This window comes from Photobacterium sanctipauli (genome assembly GCF_003026495.1).
GTDB classification, from domain to species: Bacteria; Pseudomonadota; Gammaproteobacteria; order Enterobacterales; family Vibrionaceae; genus Photobacterium; species Photobacterium sanctipauli.
On record NZ_PYMA01000002.1, the window covers coordinates 169,461 to 185,467 of the forward strand.

Here is a 16,007-nt window from a genome sequence, read left to right on the forward strand (position 1 = left end):
CTTGGTAATTAGCAAATTACTTTGATTGCCAGACCGCCCTGAGATGTTTCACGGTATTTCGCGTTCATGTCTTTACCGGTTTCTAGCATGGTTTCGATAACTTTATCTAGCGAAACGCGTGGGTCAGATGAACGACGTAGTGCCATGCGAGATGCGTTAATTGCTTTAACTGCAGCAATACCGTTACGCTCGATACATGGAACCTGCACCTGACCTGCAACTGGGTCACAAGTTAGACCTAGGTTGTGCTCCATCGCGATTTCAGCCGCCATACATACTTGCTCAGGGCTACCGCCCATAAGTTCAGCAAGACCAGCAGCAGCCATAGAACAAGCTACACCTACTTCACCCTGACAACCTACTTCAGCACCAGAGATAGAAGCGTTACGCTTGTAAAGGCCGCCGATCGCACCAGAAGCCGCGAAGTAACGGGTGTACTCTTTAGGGCCAACAGACTGGATAAACTTATCGTAGTAAGCCAGTACCGCAGGGATGATGCCACATGCACCGTTAGTTGGCGCAGTCACAACACGTCCGCCAGCTGCGTTCTCTTCGTTCACAGCGAATGCGTACATGTTCACCCAGTCAACAACCGTCATTGGGTCGTTGCTCAGTTTTTCTGTGGTCATTAGCTGCTGGCGAAGTGCTGCGGCACGACGTGGTACACGTAGAGGACCAGGCAGGATACCTTCTTCGCTCATACCGCGTTCCATACACTCACGCATGGTTTTCCAGATGTTAGCGAAAGAGGTGTTGATTTCGTCTTCGGCGTTCATGGCACGTTCGTTCGCCATAACCAAAGAGCTGATAGAAAGACCGCTTTCTTTACACGCGCTCACTAGCTCTTCAGCTGTGGTGAACATGTGAGGAACTTTTACAGAAGACTCAGAAGATTTACCGAAGTTCTCTTCGTCAACGATGAAACCACCGCCAATAGAGTAGTAGGTCTTAGTGTAGGCTTCTTCATCACCAATCCAAGCGTGGATGGTCATGCCGTTTTCATGAAGAGGAAGGTTAGTGGTATGGAAGTTCATACCGCCTTCACGAGGGAAGTCTACAGTGTGGCAGTGCATGCCAACAGGAAGGCGCTCGGTTTCTTCAACACGTGCGATAAAGCCAGGGATGCTGTCAATATCAACGTGCTCAGGGCTGTTGCCCGCAAGGCCCATAATGATTGCGATATCAGTGTGGTGACCTTTACCGGTAAGAGAAAGAGAACCGTAAACATCCACGGTAATTTTAGTCACGTCACGAAGCTTGCCCATTGCACGCAAATCGTCGATGAACTCTTTACCTGCTTTCATTGGACCAACGGTGTGTGAACTGGAAGGACCCACACCAATTTTATAGATATCAAAAACACTGATCATTGCTAATACCTCAGTTTGGGAACCCTATCTAGCGTTCGGCAAACTGTATAGTTTTTATCATTCTCGCCCCTTCCTTGGCGAGATAATCAAAACAAAAGAGCAGGGGCATACGCTTCCTGCTCTTTTCGTTACTCTATTGTACGTGAATTAATTGAGAAGACTATGCGTTGTAGCACATTTTCTTGCCTTTACAATTAATCACCAGTCATTCTTTCTATTTATATTAAGAGTGACTTACAGTGCACCGTAGATTACAGAAGTAATCGCTGCAATACCACATAGTGCAGTGAAAATTTGAGCTGGCGCAGAAGTTTTGTACTTAGCCATTGCTGGTACTTTGTTCATCGCAAAGATAGGCATTAGGAACAAGATTGCAGCAATCATTGGTGCACCCATTGTTTCAATCATGCCAAGGATGCTTGGGTTAACTACCGCAACAATCCAAGTCGTGATGACGATGAAACCTAGAGAGATTTTCTCGATCTTGCTCTTAGGCATTTCAGAGCGAGACTTAACTAGGCCAACTAGACCTTCGTGTGCACCTAGGAAGTGACCGAAGTAGCTAGATGTGATAGCTGCGAATGCAACTAGTGGACCCATTAGAGAAATCAGTACAGAGTCGTGCTGGTTCGCTAGGTATGAAAGAACAGAGATGTTCTGAGCTTGTGCTTCAGCTAGTTGCTCTGGAGATAGAGAAAGAACAACAGAGAATACGAAGAACATTACGAAGCCCATTAGCATCATCGCTGCACCGCCAGTGATCATGTCAGTCTTCTGAACTGCGTTGTCACCGTAGATGCGACGCTGTTCTTTAGAGAACTGGCTGATGATTGGGCTGTGGTTGAAAGAGAACACGATGATTGGGATCGCTAGCCAGATTACTGAAGGCATTGAACCCCAGTCTGGGCTAACAGATACCATAGACGCGTTCCAATCAGGAATTAGGTACAGAGATAGTGCTAGTAGAACGAATACTAGTGGGTAAACCATTGCAGAAGTTGCCTTCAGCATTAGTTCTTTACCGAATACAACACCCGCTGTCATCGCCATGATTAGGCCACCAGACAGGATCCAGCGTGGAAGTGATTCCATGCCAAGCTGGTTAACCATGAAAGAGTCAACAGTGTTTGTGATACCAACACCGTAGATTAGAACGATTGGGTAGATGGCGAAGAAGTAAGCAAAAGTGATGATGTTTGCGCCAGCTTTACCGAAGTGTTCTTCAACAGTATCTGTGATGTCAGCTTCTGGGTTTTTCGCAGAAAGTACGAAACGAGCCAAGCTCTTGTGCGCGAACCAAGTCATTGGCAGTGCAAGCAGAGCAAGAATAACTAGAGGCCAGAAGCCGCCAGCACCCGCTTTAATTGGAAGGAAAAGAACACCCGCACCTACAGCAGTACCAAATAGTGATAGTGCCCAGGTAACGTCTTTGTAAGTCCATCCTGCTTTTGCTGCAGTGTTAGCAGCTGTGCTTGTAGATGTCTGCATGATTATATATCCAAAGTTAATTACGGAACGGAATTTAGGAACGGGGCGCATTTTCACGATTTATTGCAGGAAAACTTTGATCAAGATCGCGTTATGTAATCGGATGTAATTGCAATACAATTAAAGGTGATTTGGATCACATTATAAGGCGGGGTTATATTAGGGAAAATGGCGTGTCACATTAGATTTGTTAATACCAAAGCTGCTTTGATAGCAGTTTGAGCATCTGGGCGGTGGCACCCCAAATTGAATACTTGCTGAATGGAATTGAATAAATATTATGAAGACTTCCGGAAATAGTAAATTTCTGTGTTCTTATATTCACTGGGTTTAATATATAGTCCAGTGGTGCTTCGAACAACTCATCAACCTCGTTAGGGTCTAGCACTGGCTTATACTCAGGTGAGATAATGGCAAGATAAGGGGTAACAAGGTAGCCACTGACCGTTGGCAGCGCAGGGAGCTGTCCAATAATATTGTCACGATTGCATAAAATACCAGTCTCTTCTCGGGTTTCCCTCAATGCGGTATCAATTAAATCAATATCACTGTTTTCATAACGTCCTCCGGGAAAGGAAACCTGCCCCGGGTGGTGTTTCAGGTGTAACGCGCGTCGGGTAAATACCACATGGTAGGCACTGTTTCGGGGGACAAGTGGAATTAATACAGCCGCTTGTTTCAGTTTGGAGTTTGGTGCGATGTGCTGGCGGATACGTGCTTGATGGCTATGGTCGTAATTAGCTTGCGGTGCGAGTAAGAAGCGGGTGAGTATGTGTTGCTGATTTTCCATAAGCCTTCCATAGCATGTTGCTGTTACCCAATATAGTAACTATAGCTGTTGAAACAGATTGTTAGCGTAAATTTATAGCAAAATGTCATTGTACTATTGGATACAAAAGCGGGCTATTGCCCGCTTTTCATTGCCCGTGCTTGGTTTGGTGTTATTCGAGCGTGGGCAGGATTTTGCTCAGCTTATCGAGGATCTCTTGGTATTCGCTGTCAGCCTGGCTGTCTGCGACCACGCCGCCACCAGCCCAAGCATGGATATTGCCCTGATGAGCAACCAGCGTCCGTATCGTGATGCTGGTATCCATGGTGCCGCAACGGCTGATGTAACCGATGCTGCCACAATAGACACTACGGCGGTGAGGCTCAAGCTCCTCAATTATCTCCATCGCGCGGATTTTGGGTGCGCCAGTAATGGATCCGCCGGGGAAGCAAGCTCGCAGTAGATCTGTTGGGTTGTACCCGTCGTCCAGTTTTCCTGTAACGGTACTAACAAGGTGATGTACGGCTGGAAAACTTTCGATGGCAAACAGTGAAGGTACCCGTACCGAACCCGGGGCGGCGACCCGACCGATGTCATTACGTAGCAAGTCGACAATCATGAGGTTTTCTGAGCGATCTTTCTCGGCCGTCTGCAGGTCATTGGCAAGCTCGGCGTCGTAATCAGGGTTTTCTGAGCGAGGGCGGGTGCCTTTAATTGGCTTGGTCTCTATATCACCGTGGCTATGTTGCAAGAAGCGCTCAGGCGAAACAGAGAGAATAGCGCTGTCATGGGTGCGGATAAAGCCGGAAAAAGGGGCGCCATTGTGCTGTTCGAGATGTTGGTAGGCTTCCCACTCATCCCCTGCAAAACTGGCACTGAAACGTTGTGCAAGGTTGATCTGATAACAATCACCCGATAGCAAATACTGCTGAACATGATCAAATTTGTTGCAATATTCCTCTTTTTCCATGTTGGAATGCCACGGAGATGTTAAGGCAAAGCGAGTGGTTTGTTGTAAAACGTTATTTTCCACTTTACTTAGGTGCTCAGCCAGCTGCTTTTCTAACCATGCTCTGCGCTCACTGCCTTGCGGGGAAATCAAATAAAGTTGTTCAGTGTGATGATCGGCAATGAGTGCCCAGTCATAAATGCCAATCGCCATATCGGCTGTCGCCAAATCGTGCTGTGCTAGCGAAGGAATGTTTTCGACCCGACGGCCGAGGTCGTAGGCAAAGTACCCGAGTGCACCACCTAAAAAAGGTACATCTTTGATAGGGGTAATAGCAGGCAGTAACTGCTCTTGTGTTTGCGCAACTAACTCGAAAGGATCATGGGTGCTGGTTTTTTCATCACCATTTGAAAATTTAATATGAGTTGTTTCACCATATGTCTGTAAAGTGGCTAAAGGATCAGCAACTAATATGTCAAAGCGATTATCAGGATGATCTGAAGCCGCAGAGCGTAATATCATAGCCCACGGCTGGCCCGCCAACGGTTGGAACCACGTTAGCGAAGCGTCTTTAGTGTAATTGAGTTGTTCAATACTCAGTTTTGGATGTGATTTACAAATCATTTTCTTTTTTGTGACAGGTGTACGATTGGCGCATGGCGCGAAATTGTCCGCAAGAGTATCATAAACGCAGAATTTAATACGACGCCCAAGGAAGTCCTTTGACCATTATTTTCTACTGGAGATGTAGAAACAATGGTTAACGGAGATAAGCCATGAGGATCATGGCCACGTGGTTACATTTCATCCTGTGCATTATCCCCTACATACAGGCATGCAAGTGTGAATCACATGACATTGGAAGCATTAAATCGGGCGCCATGGAATGATAATAAATCAACGAGGGCTTTATGACCGTCATCCAGAAACAAGATGTGATCAATAGTGTTGCTGATGCACTACAGTATATTTCCTACTACCATCCGCTAGATTTTGTTCAGGCACTTGAAAAAGCCTACAACAAAGAGCAAAGCCAAGCGGCAAAAGATGCGATTGCGCAGATTTTGATTAACTCGCGTATGTCTGCAGAAGGACGCCGTCCTATTTGTCAGGATACCGGGATTGTGACCTGCTTTGTCAAGATTGGTATGAATGTCCAATGGGACAGCGATCTGACCGTTCAGGAAATGATTGATGAAGGTGTTCGCCAAGCCTACACCAACCCAGACAACCCGCTACGAGCCTCTGTCGTTGCGGATCCTGCTGGTAGCCGCAAGAACACCAAAGATAACGCCCCAGCCGTGGTACACATTGATATGGTACCGGGCGACAAGGTAGAAATCCAAATTGCCGCCAAGGGTGGTGGTTCTGAGAACAAAACCAAGATGGTGATGCTAAACCCGTCTGATGATGTTGCAGAGTGGGTAGAGAAGACAGTGCCGCTAATGGGTGCTGGCTGGTGTCCGCCGGGTATGCTGGGTATTGGTATCGGTGGTACCGCTGAAAAAGCGGCGGTACTGGCAAAAGAATCATTGATGGAGTCGGTTGATATCCACGAGCTGCAAGAGCGCGGTGCGCAAAATGCAGAAGAAGAACTTCGCCTCGATATCTTTAACCGTGTCAACAAGCTGGGTATTGGTGCTCAAGGGCTGGGTGGTTTGACAACGGTGGTTGATGTGAAGATCAAAACCGCACCTACGCATGCCGCCTCGAAACCGGTATGCATGATCCCTAACTGTGCGGCAACTCGCCATGTCCATTTCACCCTAGATGGTACTGGTCCTGCCGAACTAACGCCACCGAAGCTGGAAGACTGGCCGGAAGTCACCTGGGAAGTGGGCGAAAACGTTCGTCGCGTGAACCTCGATGAAATAAGCAAGAAAGACGTCCAAGAGTGGCGTTCGGGTGAGACGGTATTGCTATCGGGCAAAATCCTGACAGGCCGTGATGCCGCGCATAAGCGTATTCAGGACATGCTGGCGAAGGGTGAAGACTTCCCGGTTGATTTCAAAAATCGCTTTATCTATTACGTAGGTCCGGTTGATGCGGTTGGTGATGAAGTGGTTGGCCCAGCTGGCCCAACAACTTCCACCCGTATGGATAAGTTTACCGATATGATGCTTGAGCAGGCTGGCCTAACCGGCATGATCGGTAAAGCAGAACGTGGTCCTGCGACAATTGAGTCCATCAAGAACAACAAGGCTGTTTACTTAATGGCCGTTGGTGGTGCTGCATACCTAGTGGCGAAAGCTATCAAGAAAGCGCGTGTCGTTGCTTTCGAAGATTTGGGTATGGAAGCTATCTACGAGTTTGAAGTGGAAGATATGCCGGTCACTGTTGCCGTCGACGCCGAAGGCGTGAATGCGCATAAGACCGGTCCTGATACTTGGAAAGTGAAAATTGCTGAAATGGAGTAGGCAAAAATTTGCTTTAATCTGATCAAAAAAGGAGCTGCGGCTCCTTTTTTGTTTTTTTACCTTCGCCGGTTTGGGCTGAATTCTTCTCTGTACAGCTAAATTTAGCAACTAACTTGGTTTGTTTCCCCTGATTTCTTTTGAAATTCCTCCCCCCTGCCTCGTTTGCCTTTAGCCAATTTGTTAGCGTTTGCTCTCATTTAATAAATTGTTTTTGGTCGCTTTTTTGTGTTCGGTTCGAAAATTGTGTCTATTTGTGGACTATAGTGTAATCAGGTATTTGATCTGGTGATGCGTAGGTTAAGGCGCATTGCGAGTTTCAATGGCCGGTTTGCGCTGTTGTCCCGTTGGAAGGGCAAAAACAGTCATTAGACAGAATAAAAACAAACCGATTATTGAGGGTATTATGGGGCGCGTTATTTTAGCTGCGGCTATGCTATCTCTGTTTATTCAGGGGTGTGGCGGCAAGGAAGTAGAAATACCTGAACCTGATTCCAGACCGGTGAAGCTGGAAGCCGTATCAGTGGGAGATGATCAAACATTTCGTACCTTCCCGGCGGTGGTTGAAGCAGGTGATAAGGCCGTATTGGCGTTTAGGGTGTCGGGGCAGCTTGATAAGGTGAATGCCAACCCGGGAGACTTTGTCGAGCGGGGACAGGTACTGGCTCACTTAAATACAGATGAGTTAAGCCTATTGCTTGAGCAATCACAAGCAGACTATGAATTGGCTTATGTGCAGTACAAGCGTGACAAGGAACTGCTCAAGACCAATGTTGTTTCTGAGCTGGATTTTGACCGCTCGGAAGCTGAGCTTAACCAGGCAAAAGCGGATTTAGATAAAGCCAAGGCCAATCTGAATTATGCCAGTTTAGTCGCACCGTACGATGGGACCTTGTCCTTATCTCTGGTAGAAAACTATGAGTACGTCGCGGCCAAGCAACCAGTGATGCATATCCAAAGTGCTGGTGTGATCAATGTGACCTTCCAGCTCCCAGACCAGTTGTTTGCCCGGTTTGAACACCGTTCTGATTTCGACCGTGATCCCCGCGTGACCTTCGATACCATTCCTAACCAAACCTTCGAAGCCCAATTCAAGGAAATTGACACCGAAGCTGACGAGAAGACGTCAAGCTATAAGGTCACCCTTTTTATGGAGCGTCCGCAAGGTTACAACTTGCTGCCGGGGATGGCGGGTCACGTGAAGGTGGCGATTCCCAGTGGGGGAACAGGCGCGTTGCCTAGGCGTGCCATTTTGACCGAAGGCGATACGACCTATGTTTGGAAGGTGGATGAACAGGGGATGGTCACCAAAGTGGCTGTCCAGCTTGATGACAGGCGGCGCGTGATCAGTGGGCTGCAAGATGGGGATCTAATCGCAACCTCTGGTGTGACTGGGCTGCAAGAGGGCCAGAAAGTCCGCAAATGGGTTAAGGAGCGAGGGCTATAAGATGAAGAAATGGACATTAATGCCTTTAGCTTTAGGGGCTGCCAGCGTGCTGTCTGGTTGTGATAAGGCGGAAGTTGAGCCCCGGATTATTGTCGCGCCCGTTGCGGTTAGTGAAGTAACAATGGCCACTGCTGCGCCACAACTGACCTTTCCTGCCGTTGCCGCCGCTGCTAACAAGTCTAGCTTATCGTTTCGTGTTCAAGGTGAGGTGAGCTATATCGCTGTGCGCCCGGGGGATCAGATCAAGAAAGGGCAGTTATTGGCCCGGCTCGATCCGACAGATTACAAACTGGAAGTGGATGATGCGCAAGCGAAGTTCAATGTCGCAGATAGCCAGTATCGCCGCTCGGCCAAGTTGGTCAAACAAGGTTTTTTGCCCCAGTCGCAATTTGATGAACTGCGAGCCCAACGCCGCATTGCCAAGGCTAGACTGGATCTTGCCAAGTTAAATTTGACCTTCACTGAGTTAAAAGCTCCGTTTTCCGGGGTGATTTCACGGGTGCCAGTAGAGCAGTTCGAGAATGTTCAAATTGGCCAGATGGTCATGAACTTACACTTGGCCGACCAGGTCGATGTGATCATTCAGGCGCCGGACATGATTTATTCCCAGAGCACAGCTGTAGAAGTTGAAGAGTCTCAGCCTGGCGCCAAAATTATTTTGGCCGACGGCTCCCAGTACCAAGCGAAACTCAAGGAGTTTACTACCGAACCCGACCCGAATTTAGGCTCGTTTTTGGTCACCTTGACCATGCCTATGCCGAAAGACCGATTTATTCTCGATGGCATGGCGGTGGAAGTAAAAGCAGATGCGCAAAAGCTGAAAGTGTATCGCCGTGATGAGGCGGTGATCCCCATGGAAGCCATATTCAATGCCGACGGGGATGATTTGGGGCTAGAGAACAAGTTCGTGTGGATTGTTAACGATGATAATACGGTGACCAAGCGGAAAGTCGTCACCGACAAGGTGGTACCGGAAGGGGTGCGTTTAATTGAGGGGCTAGAGCCTGGAGAGCGTATTGTGGTTGAAGGTGTTAACCGACTCCGTGAAGGGCAATCGGTGACTATCGTGGATAAGGAGGCGGGCAGATCATGAAACAGGATATTGCAGCCTATTTTATACGGAATAAAGTTATCAGCTGGATGCTGACGTTGATCTTCCTTATTGGCGGGACCATGGCCTTCTTTGGGCTTGGCCGACTGGAGGATCCGGCGTTCACCATCAAAGATGCCATGGTTGTCACTGCTTACCCTGGTGCTACTCCGCTGCAAGTGGAAGAAGAGGTCACCTATCCGATAGAGAAAGCGATTCAGCAGCTGATTTATGTTGACGAGGTGAACTCGGTGTCGAGCCGGGGGCTATCTCAAATTACCGTGACCATGAAAAACAACTATGGCCCGGATGACTTGCCGCAGATCTGGGATGAATTGCGCCGGAAGGTCAACGATCTTAAGCCATCTTTGCCGCCAGGTGTTCAAGAGCCCATTGTTAACGATGATTTTGGTGACGTGTTCGGTATTTTGTTGGCGATCACCGGTGAAGGGTATAGCTATAAGGAACTGAACGATTACGTTGACTACTTACGCCGTGAGGTGGAGTTGGTCGAGGGGGTAGGTAAGGTATCGGTTACCGGTACTCAGCAAGAGCAAGTCTTTATCGAAATCTCGATGCAGCGCTTGAGCAGCCTGGGTATTTCGCCGCAAACCATTTATAGCACGCTTGAGACCCAGAACTTGGTGACCAGTGCGGGGGCGGTGCGAATTGGTACTGAGTATATTCGCGTCCACCCCACTGGTGAGTTTACCAGCGTTGAAGAGTTGGGTGATTTAATCATTACCGACAGTGGCGCCGAAGGGCTGATTTACTTGAAAGACGTGGCTGAGATTAAGCGCGATTTCAAGGAAATACCCGACAACCTCATTGGTTACAACGGCTCTGAAGCCCTGCATGTCGGTATTTCCGCGGTTGATGGCGTCAACGTGGTCGAAGTGGGGAATCGAGTTGATCGCCGTTTGCGTGAACTGAAAGAGCAACAACCGGTTGGCATCGATATCAGCGTGGTATATAGCCAGCCAACCGAAGTCGATAAGTCAGTCAGTGGCTTTATAGTCAGCCTTGGCCAGGCGGTGGCGATTGTTATTATCGTTCTGCTGTTCTTCATGGGTTTAAGGTCGGGGATCTTAATTGGTTTGATCCTGTTGCTTACCGTATTGGGCACCTTCGTCTTTATGAGCTGGATGGCGATAGACTTGCAGCGGATCTCACTCGGGGCCTTGGTTATCGCCCTCGGGATGCTGGTGGATAACGCCATCGTGGTGGTCGAAGGGGTGCTGATAGGAATGCAGCGGGGACGCACCCGGATGCAGGCCGCGTCCGATATTGTGACCCAAACAAAATGGCCGTTGCTGGGGGCAACCGTGATTGCGGTAATGGCATTTGCCCCGATTGGGTTGTCGCAGGACTCGACGGGTGAATACTGTCGAACCCTCTTTACGGTACTGCTCGTGTCCCTGATGCTCAGTTGGTTTACCGCTATCTCGCTGACGCCGTTTTTTGCCGATATGTTCTTCAAGAGCAGTAAGGTCAGCGATGGTGACGATGATGCGGATCCATACGCAGGTAAGCTATTTGTGGCATACAAGGCCTTCCTAGAGTTCTGTATGCGCCGGGCCTGGCTGACCGTGATTGCACTGGTCATCATGTTGGGCGCGAGCTTGTACGGCTTTACCTTGCTTAAGCAATCTTTCTTCCCAGCTTCAACAACGCCGATGTTCATGGTTGATGTTTGGCTGCCGGAAGGGACGGATATCCGTGCAACCAACGATACCTTGAAGGATCTTGAGCTGGCCATTGAGCAGGACGATCGGGTTGAGTATGTCAGCTCCAGTGCGGGCAGAGGCTCGCAACGTTTCATGTTGACCTACTCACCAGAGAAAAGTTACTCGTCGTACGGTGAGTTGATTATCAGAGTGAAGAGCTTTGAAGATGTCTTACCGGTGATGGGCAAGTTGAGCGAAGTGCTCGATGCAAGACACCCAGAGCTGGATTACAAATTGAAGCAAATCATGCTTGGTCCATCTTCTGGTTCGAAACTTGAAGCCCGCTTGGTGGGGCCAGATCCAACAGTACTGCGTACTTTAGCCAAGGAAGTGGTCGATATCATGAATGCTGACCCTGGGGCATTCAATATTCGACATGACTGGCGCGAGCGTAACAAGGTGATCGAGCCAATTTTCAATGAAAGCCAGGCTCGCCGCTACGGTATTACCAAGAAAGATGTCGATGACTTACTGCAAATGTCATTCTCTGGCTTAACGGTTGGGGTGTATCGTGACGGTACTAACCTGATGCCGATTGTGGCGCGCCTGCCAGATGAAGAGCGGGTCGACGTCAGCACTATCGAAGGGATGAAGATCTGGAGCCCGGCAACCCAAGGCTATATTCCGTTGCAGCAGGTGATCAACGGCGTCAACATTCGCTGGGAAGATCCACTGATCGCAAGGAAAGACCGTAAGCGTATGCTCACCGTGATGGCTGATCCGGATCCGCTGGGCGATGAAACGGCCGCAACCGTTCAGGCTCGTATTCAGCCATTGATTGAGGCGTTGGATTATCCGCCGGGCTACTCGTTGGAGTGGGGGGGTGAATATGAATCGTCGGCAGATGCGAAGGCGTCACTGTTCCAAACGATGCCTATGGGTTATTTGGTGATGTTCCTTATTACTATCTTCTTGTTTAACAAGGTAAAAGAGGCGTTGATAGTGTGGGCGACGGTACCACTTGCGGTTATCGGTGTGACTACCGGCTTGCTATTGCTGAATACACCATTTGGCTTTATGGCGCTACTTGGCTTCTTGAGCCTGTCGGGCATGCTGGTGAAAAACGGTATTGTATTGCTTGATCAAATTGAGATTGAAATCGCCAGTGGTAAGGAGAAGTACCAGGCCGTTGTTGATGCGGCGGTGAGCCGTGTTCGTCCGGTATGTATGGCGGCGGTAACCACCATACTCGGTATGATCCCACTATTGCCCGATGTGTTCTTCAAGCCGATGGCGGTAACCATCATGTTCGGTCTCGGTTTTGCCACCGTGCTGACCTTGATTGTGGTACCTGTACTCTATCGCTTGTTCCACCACGTTGCTTTGCCTGGTTCGGTTAGCGAGGGCACGCCAGCCATGCAGAACTAGTGGTGATGCGATAGTTTCTAGATAATCAAAAAGGGCTTCCTAAATAGGAAGCCCTTTTTAATGGAAAAGTTTAAGTAATTTGTATTACTTCACTTGCCACTGAATTTCTTCGCCTGCGCGGATTGGCACAACGACATCGTTACCGAATGACATTGTTTCAGGCACCGGCCAGCTTTCTTTCGTCAGCGTGATGGTGTCCGTGTTGCGAGGCAGGCCGTAGAAGTCCGGGCCATTGAAGCTAGCAAAAGCTTCGAGCTTATCCAGTGCGCCAGCTTGTTCGAATACTTCAGCGTATAGCTCGATAGCTGCGTGTGCCGTGTATGAACCCGCACAGCCGCAAGCTGATTCTTTGCGACCTTGAGCGTGAGGTGCTGAATCGGTACCAAGGAAGAACTTAGGGCTGCCGCTGGTAGCCGCTTCGATTAGCGCTTGCTGGTGAATATTGCGCTTCAAAATTGGCAGGCAGTAGTAGTGTGGGCGAATGCCGCCAACCAGCATGTGGTTACGGTTAAACATCAGGTGGTGGGCCGTGATGGTGGCACCTACGTTAGGGCCGGCATTGTTGACGAACTCTACCGCATCTTTTGTCGTGATGTGCTCAACCACAATCTTTAGGGTTGGCATTTTCTCAACGATGGGTGCCAACACCGTATCAAGGAATGTTTTCTCACGGTCGAAAATGTCAACGTCGTGCGTTGTTACTTCACCGTGGATAAGCAGCAGCATGCCTTCTTCTTCCATCGCTTGGAGCGTTGGGATCAGCTTATCGATAGAGGTCACGCCTGAATCCGAGTTGGTTGTTGCGCCAGCTGGGTATAGCTTTGCCGCATAAATGTGGCCTGTTGCTTTAGCTTTGCGGATTTCTTCAGGTGTGGTGTTGTCGGTGAGGTAGAGTGTCATTAGAGGAGAGAAATTGCCTTGAGGCTTTTCGGCAAGAATACGATCGCGGTAAGCAAGAGCTGCTTCGGTATCGGTCACCGGTGGAACCAAGTTCGGCATAATGATTGCGCGTCCAAGATACCGGCTAATGTCCCTTACAGTATCGTTCAACACTTCGCCGTCACGAAGGTGCGTGTGCCAGTCATCAGGACGTGTGATCGTTAATGTCGTCATTGTTGCTTCCCTCCCAAAAAAATTCGACCGATTCTAAAAGCATAATGAAGGGATGTAAAGGGGTGGTTTCAAACTATCTAGCTCTATGATTATTAAAAGAGTAAACGTTTGCTTTTATGTGAGGCGAAACGGGTTAATGCTGGGTAAAAGAAAGCCAGTCGCTAAGCAACTGGCTTGGTGGTATAAATCAATCACTTGAATGGCTATAGCTTGAAGCGATGAACCAAATCATTTTGCTGGTGAGAGAGTGTATCCAGCTTGTTGCTCGCCTCTGCAACTTCTTCCATCGACATGTAGTTAGAGTCGGCAATATGGCTGATGTCCTCTAGGGTTCGCGCAATTTCAGCGGTGGTACTACGCTGCTCTTCTGCGGCTTCGGCAATGTGGGTGCTCATTTGGCTGATTTCCAAAATAATCGCTTGGATCTCTTCCATTGCGCTGTTGGCGTCAGATGCCTGGTTGATGCTGTTTTCCATTTCACCCACACAGGATTGCATGACGTTCACCGCTTGGCCTGAGCTGGACTGCAAGCTTTGGATCATCTGCTCGATTTCCGAGGTGGAATCGGTGGTGCGTTTTGCCAGCACCCTGACTTCATCGGCAACCACGGCAAAGCCTCGGCCTTGCTCGCCGGCGCGGGCAGCTTCGATTGCGGCATTGAGGGCAAGTAGGTTGGTCTGGTCGGCAATGTTTCTTATCACGTCAAGGATCGAGCCGATATTGCTGCTCATCTCTTGCAAGTTCGAAACCGCTTTTACCGACTCGTCAAGCCGCTCGGACAACTGATGGGCGGTGTTAATATTGCGGCTCATCACCTCGCGACCAGTGTTGGAAGCCCGCTCTACCTCGTGCACCCGCTCCATGGTGTTTTGGGCGCTATGGGAAACATCGGTAACGGATTGCTCCATTTCTGTCATTGCCGTTGCAACGGAAGCCGTTTGTTGGCGCTGTTCGTTGAGTCGGTGCTTGGCTTCAGTGGTTGTGGTTTGGTTCTCTTCCGCAACGCTGGTTAATTCACTGGATGCCTGGGTGATTTTGCCCAAGATTTCCTGCAGGCTATCGGCCAGCGAGTTGATGTAGCTGCCTTGCTTGCTGAACTCAACAAACTGGTTGATATTGCTGCGCTTGGTCATGTCGCCATCGGCCAGGGCTTCTAGCGTTTTCAGCGTTGAATTTAAAGGGCGGCGAACACTCTGGGCCAAGTACCAGCCAATGAAGATGGCAAAGGCGGTAGCGGCCAAACCGATCATGATTGCACGGTTGTAACCTTGCTGGTATGCCTCATCGGCATCAACAATGGCTTGGTTCATTTGGGTGTTGGCTTGAACCCGAAAGCCATCAAGAATGGCCGTGGCGTTGTCTATCTCAGTGGCCAGGATGGCAATGTTGGCATAAAGGCGCTCGCGGGCTGAAACATACTGGTAGTGGGCATCCAAGACCCCGCCATTCTGGCCGATATCTTTGCTGTATTGCTCAATGTCTTTATCGAAGATGCTTTTGATCTCCGGCATCATCGAAGTGAGCGAGCGGTAAGTATTGCTGAGGTGGTTGACATACAGCTTGTTGTCTTTGACGGCATTGTTGATAGCGGCCAAGTCATCAGTTGCCAGCGCATCCGAGGTAATGGTTTCTGTTTGCTGTAGCTTGATGAAGTAATTCTTGGCAATCATCTTGACGGAGATACTTTCCTGCTCCTCAACGTAGTCCTTCATCTTGAGGTTTAAGCTGTTATGCAGTTGCTGGAATTGGCGGGCAGACTGCTGTCGCTCGCTTTCGGCCAGCAATTGGGTTCGGTAGTTGCCCATCGCAGTTTTTGCTTCTTGGAAGTAGCGGTCTTCGAGGGCAATAAGCTCGTTTAGCTGGGCGTTTAGCGCGTTGTTGTTTTGGGTAAGGGCGACTAATTCGTCAAGGGCAACGAGAAATTCATCATGGGCCACTAGCAGCTCTTGTTCGTAGGCTTGCATGCGCTCGATGTTTTGGCTGGTCAGGTAGTCTTTGAAAATCTTGTCGACGGAGAGAAGGCGGACGCTGACGAGGTTTGAAGTGGAGACCAAAGGTAGTGCATCGGTAGTCACGGTTTCAAGTTGCTGGTGAATGCGGTTTGTGCCATCGAGCATCATCATGATTGTGGCGGCAAACAAGATAACCATCACTGCAAAGCCGGTATACATACGTCGTATGACGGAGGTTTGTTTCGTTGTCTTCATAATATCCCTAAATAGATCAATTAAGTAAGCGACAGCTGGACTTACTGAACTAACTGTAATACGAA

The 16,007-nt window shown here is 49.1% G+C and carries 10 protein-coding genes; 4 read left to right on the forward strand and 6 right to left on the reverse strand.

The window, feature by feature from the left end; translation table 11 throughout:
* Positions 1-8: 8 nt before the first annotated feature.
* From C9I98_RS03980 to pabB, 4 genes are all read right to left on the reverse strand, one after another.
* Entirely contained in the window at positions 9-1,370 is a 1,362-nt protein-coding gene (locus tag C9I98_RS03980; RefSeq protein ID WP_036818733.1) for an L-serine ammonia-lyase, read from the reverse strand.
* Positions 1,371-1,604: 234 nt separating this feature from the next.
* Positions 1,605-2,858, reverse strand: a complete 1,254-nt coding sequence (locus C9I98_RS03985; RefSeq protein ID WP_036818736.1) for an aromatic amino acid transport family protein — start codon at positions 2,856-2,858, stop codon at positions 1,605-1,607.
* Between the two features lie 190 nt (positions 2,859-3,048).
* On the reverse strand, positions 3,049-3,648 hold the full coding sequence (locus C9I98_RS03990; RefSeq protein WP_036818738.1) for a CoA pyrophosphatase: 600 nt from the start codon (positions 3,646-3,648) through the stop codon (positions 3,049-3,051).
* 151 nt (positions 3,649-3,799) lie between these two features.
* On the reverse strand, positions 3,800-5,200 hold the full coding sequence (pabB, locus tag C9I98_RS03995; protein WP_036818739.1) for an aminodeoxychorismate synthase component I: 1,401 nt from the start codon (positions 5,198-5,200) through the stop codon (positions 3,800-3,802).
* A 287-nt stretch (positions 5,201-5,487) separates the two neighbouring features.
* On the opposite strand from pabB, the gene C9I98_RS04000 reads away from it, so the two are divergent.
* The 4 genes from C9I98_RS04000 to C9I98_RS04015 all read left to right on the forward strand — a co-directional run bounded on the left by C9I98_RS04000 (position 5,488) and on the right by C9I98_RS04015 (position 12,622).
* Positions 5,488-6,993 carry a fumarate hydratase gene (locus C9I98_RS04000; RefSeq protein ID WP_036818742.1) on the forward strand — a complete coding sequence of 502 codons (1,506 nt, stop codon included), beginning with the start codon at positions 5,488-5,490 and terminating at the stop codon, positions 6,991-6,993.
* Positions 6,994-7,396: 403 nt separating this feature from the next.
* Positions 7,397-8,437 carry an efflux RND transporter periplasmic adaptor subunit gene (locus C9I98_RS04005; RefSeq protein ID WP_107271606.1) on the forward strand — a complete coding sequence of 347 codons (1,041 nt, stop codon included), beginning with the start codon at positions 7,397-7,399 and terminating at the stop codon, positions 8,435-8,437.
* Position 8,438: 1 nt separating this feature from the next.
* The gene (locus C9I98_RS04010) at positions 8,439-9,530 is read left to right on the forward strand and encodes an efflux RND transporter periplasmic adaptor subunit (RefSeq protein WP_036826035.1); all 1,092 of its coding nucleotides are present in this window, start codon (positions 8,439-8,441) and stop codon (positions 9,528-9,530) included.
* Complete coding sequence (locus C9I98_RS04015; RefSeq protein WP_107271607.1) at positions 9,527-12,622, forward strand: efflux RND transporter permease subunit; 3,096 nt, start codon at positions 9,527-9,529, stop codon at positions 12,620-12,622. The genes C9I98_RS04010 and C9I98_RS04015 overlap by 4 nt, the downstream gene beginning before the upstream one ends.
* An 84-nt stretch (positions 12,623-12,706) precedes the next feature.
* On the opposite strand, the gene pyrC is transcribed toward C9I98_RS04015, so the two are convergent.
* A complete protein-coding gene (pyrC, locus tag C9I98_RS04020; RefSeq protein ID WP_036825396.1) occupies positions 12,707-13,735 on the reverse strand; it encodes a dihydroorotase in 1,029 nt (342 codons plus the stop codon).
* 203 nt (positions 13,736-13,938) lie between these two features.
* Positions 13,939-15,942, reverse strand: coding sequence for a methyl-accepting chemotaxis protein (locus C9I98_RS04025; RefSeq protein WP_107271608.1), 2,004 nt, complete (start codon positions 15,940-15,942; stop codon positions 13,939-13,941).
* Between the last annotated feature and the right edge of the window lie 65 nt (positions 15,943-16,007).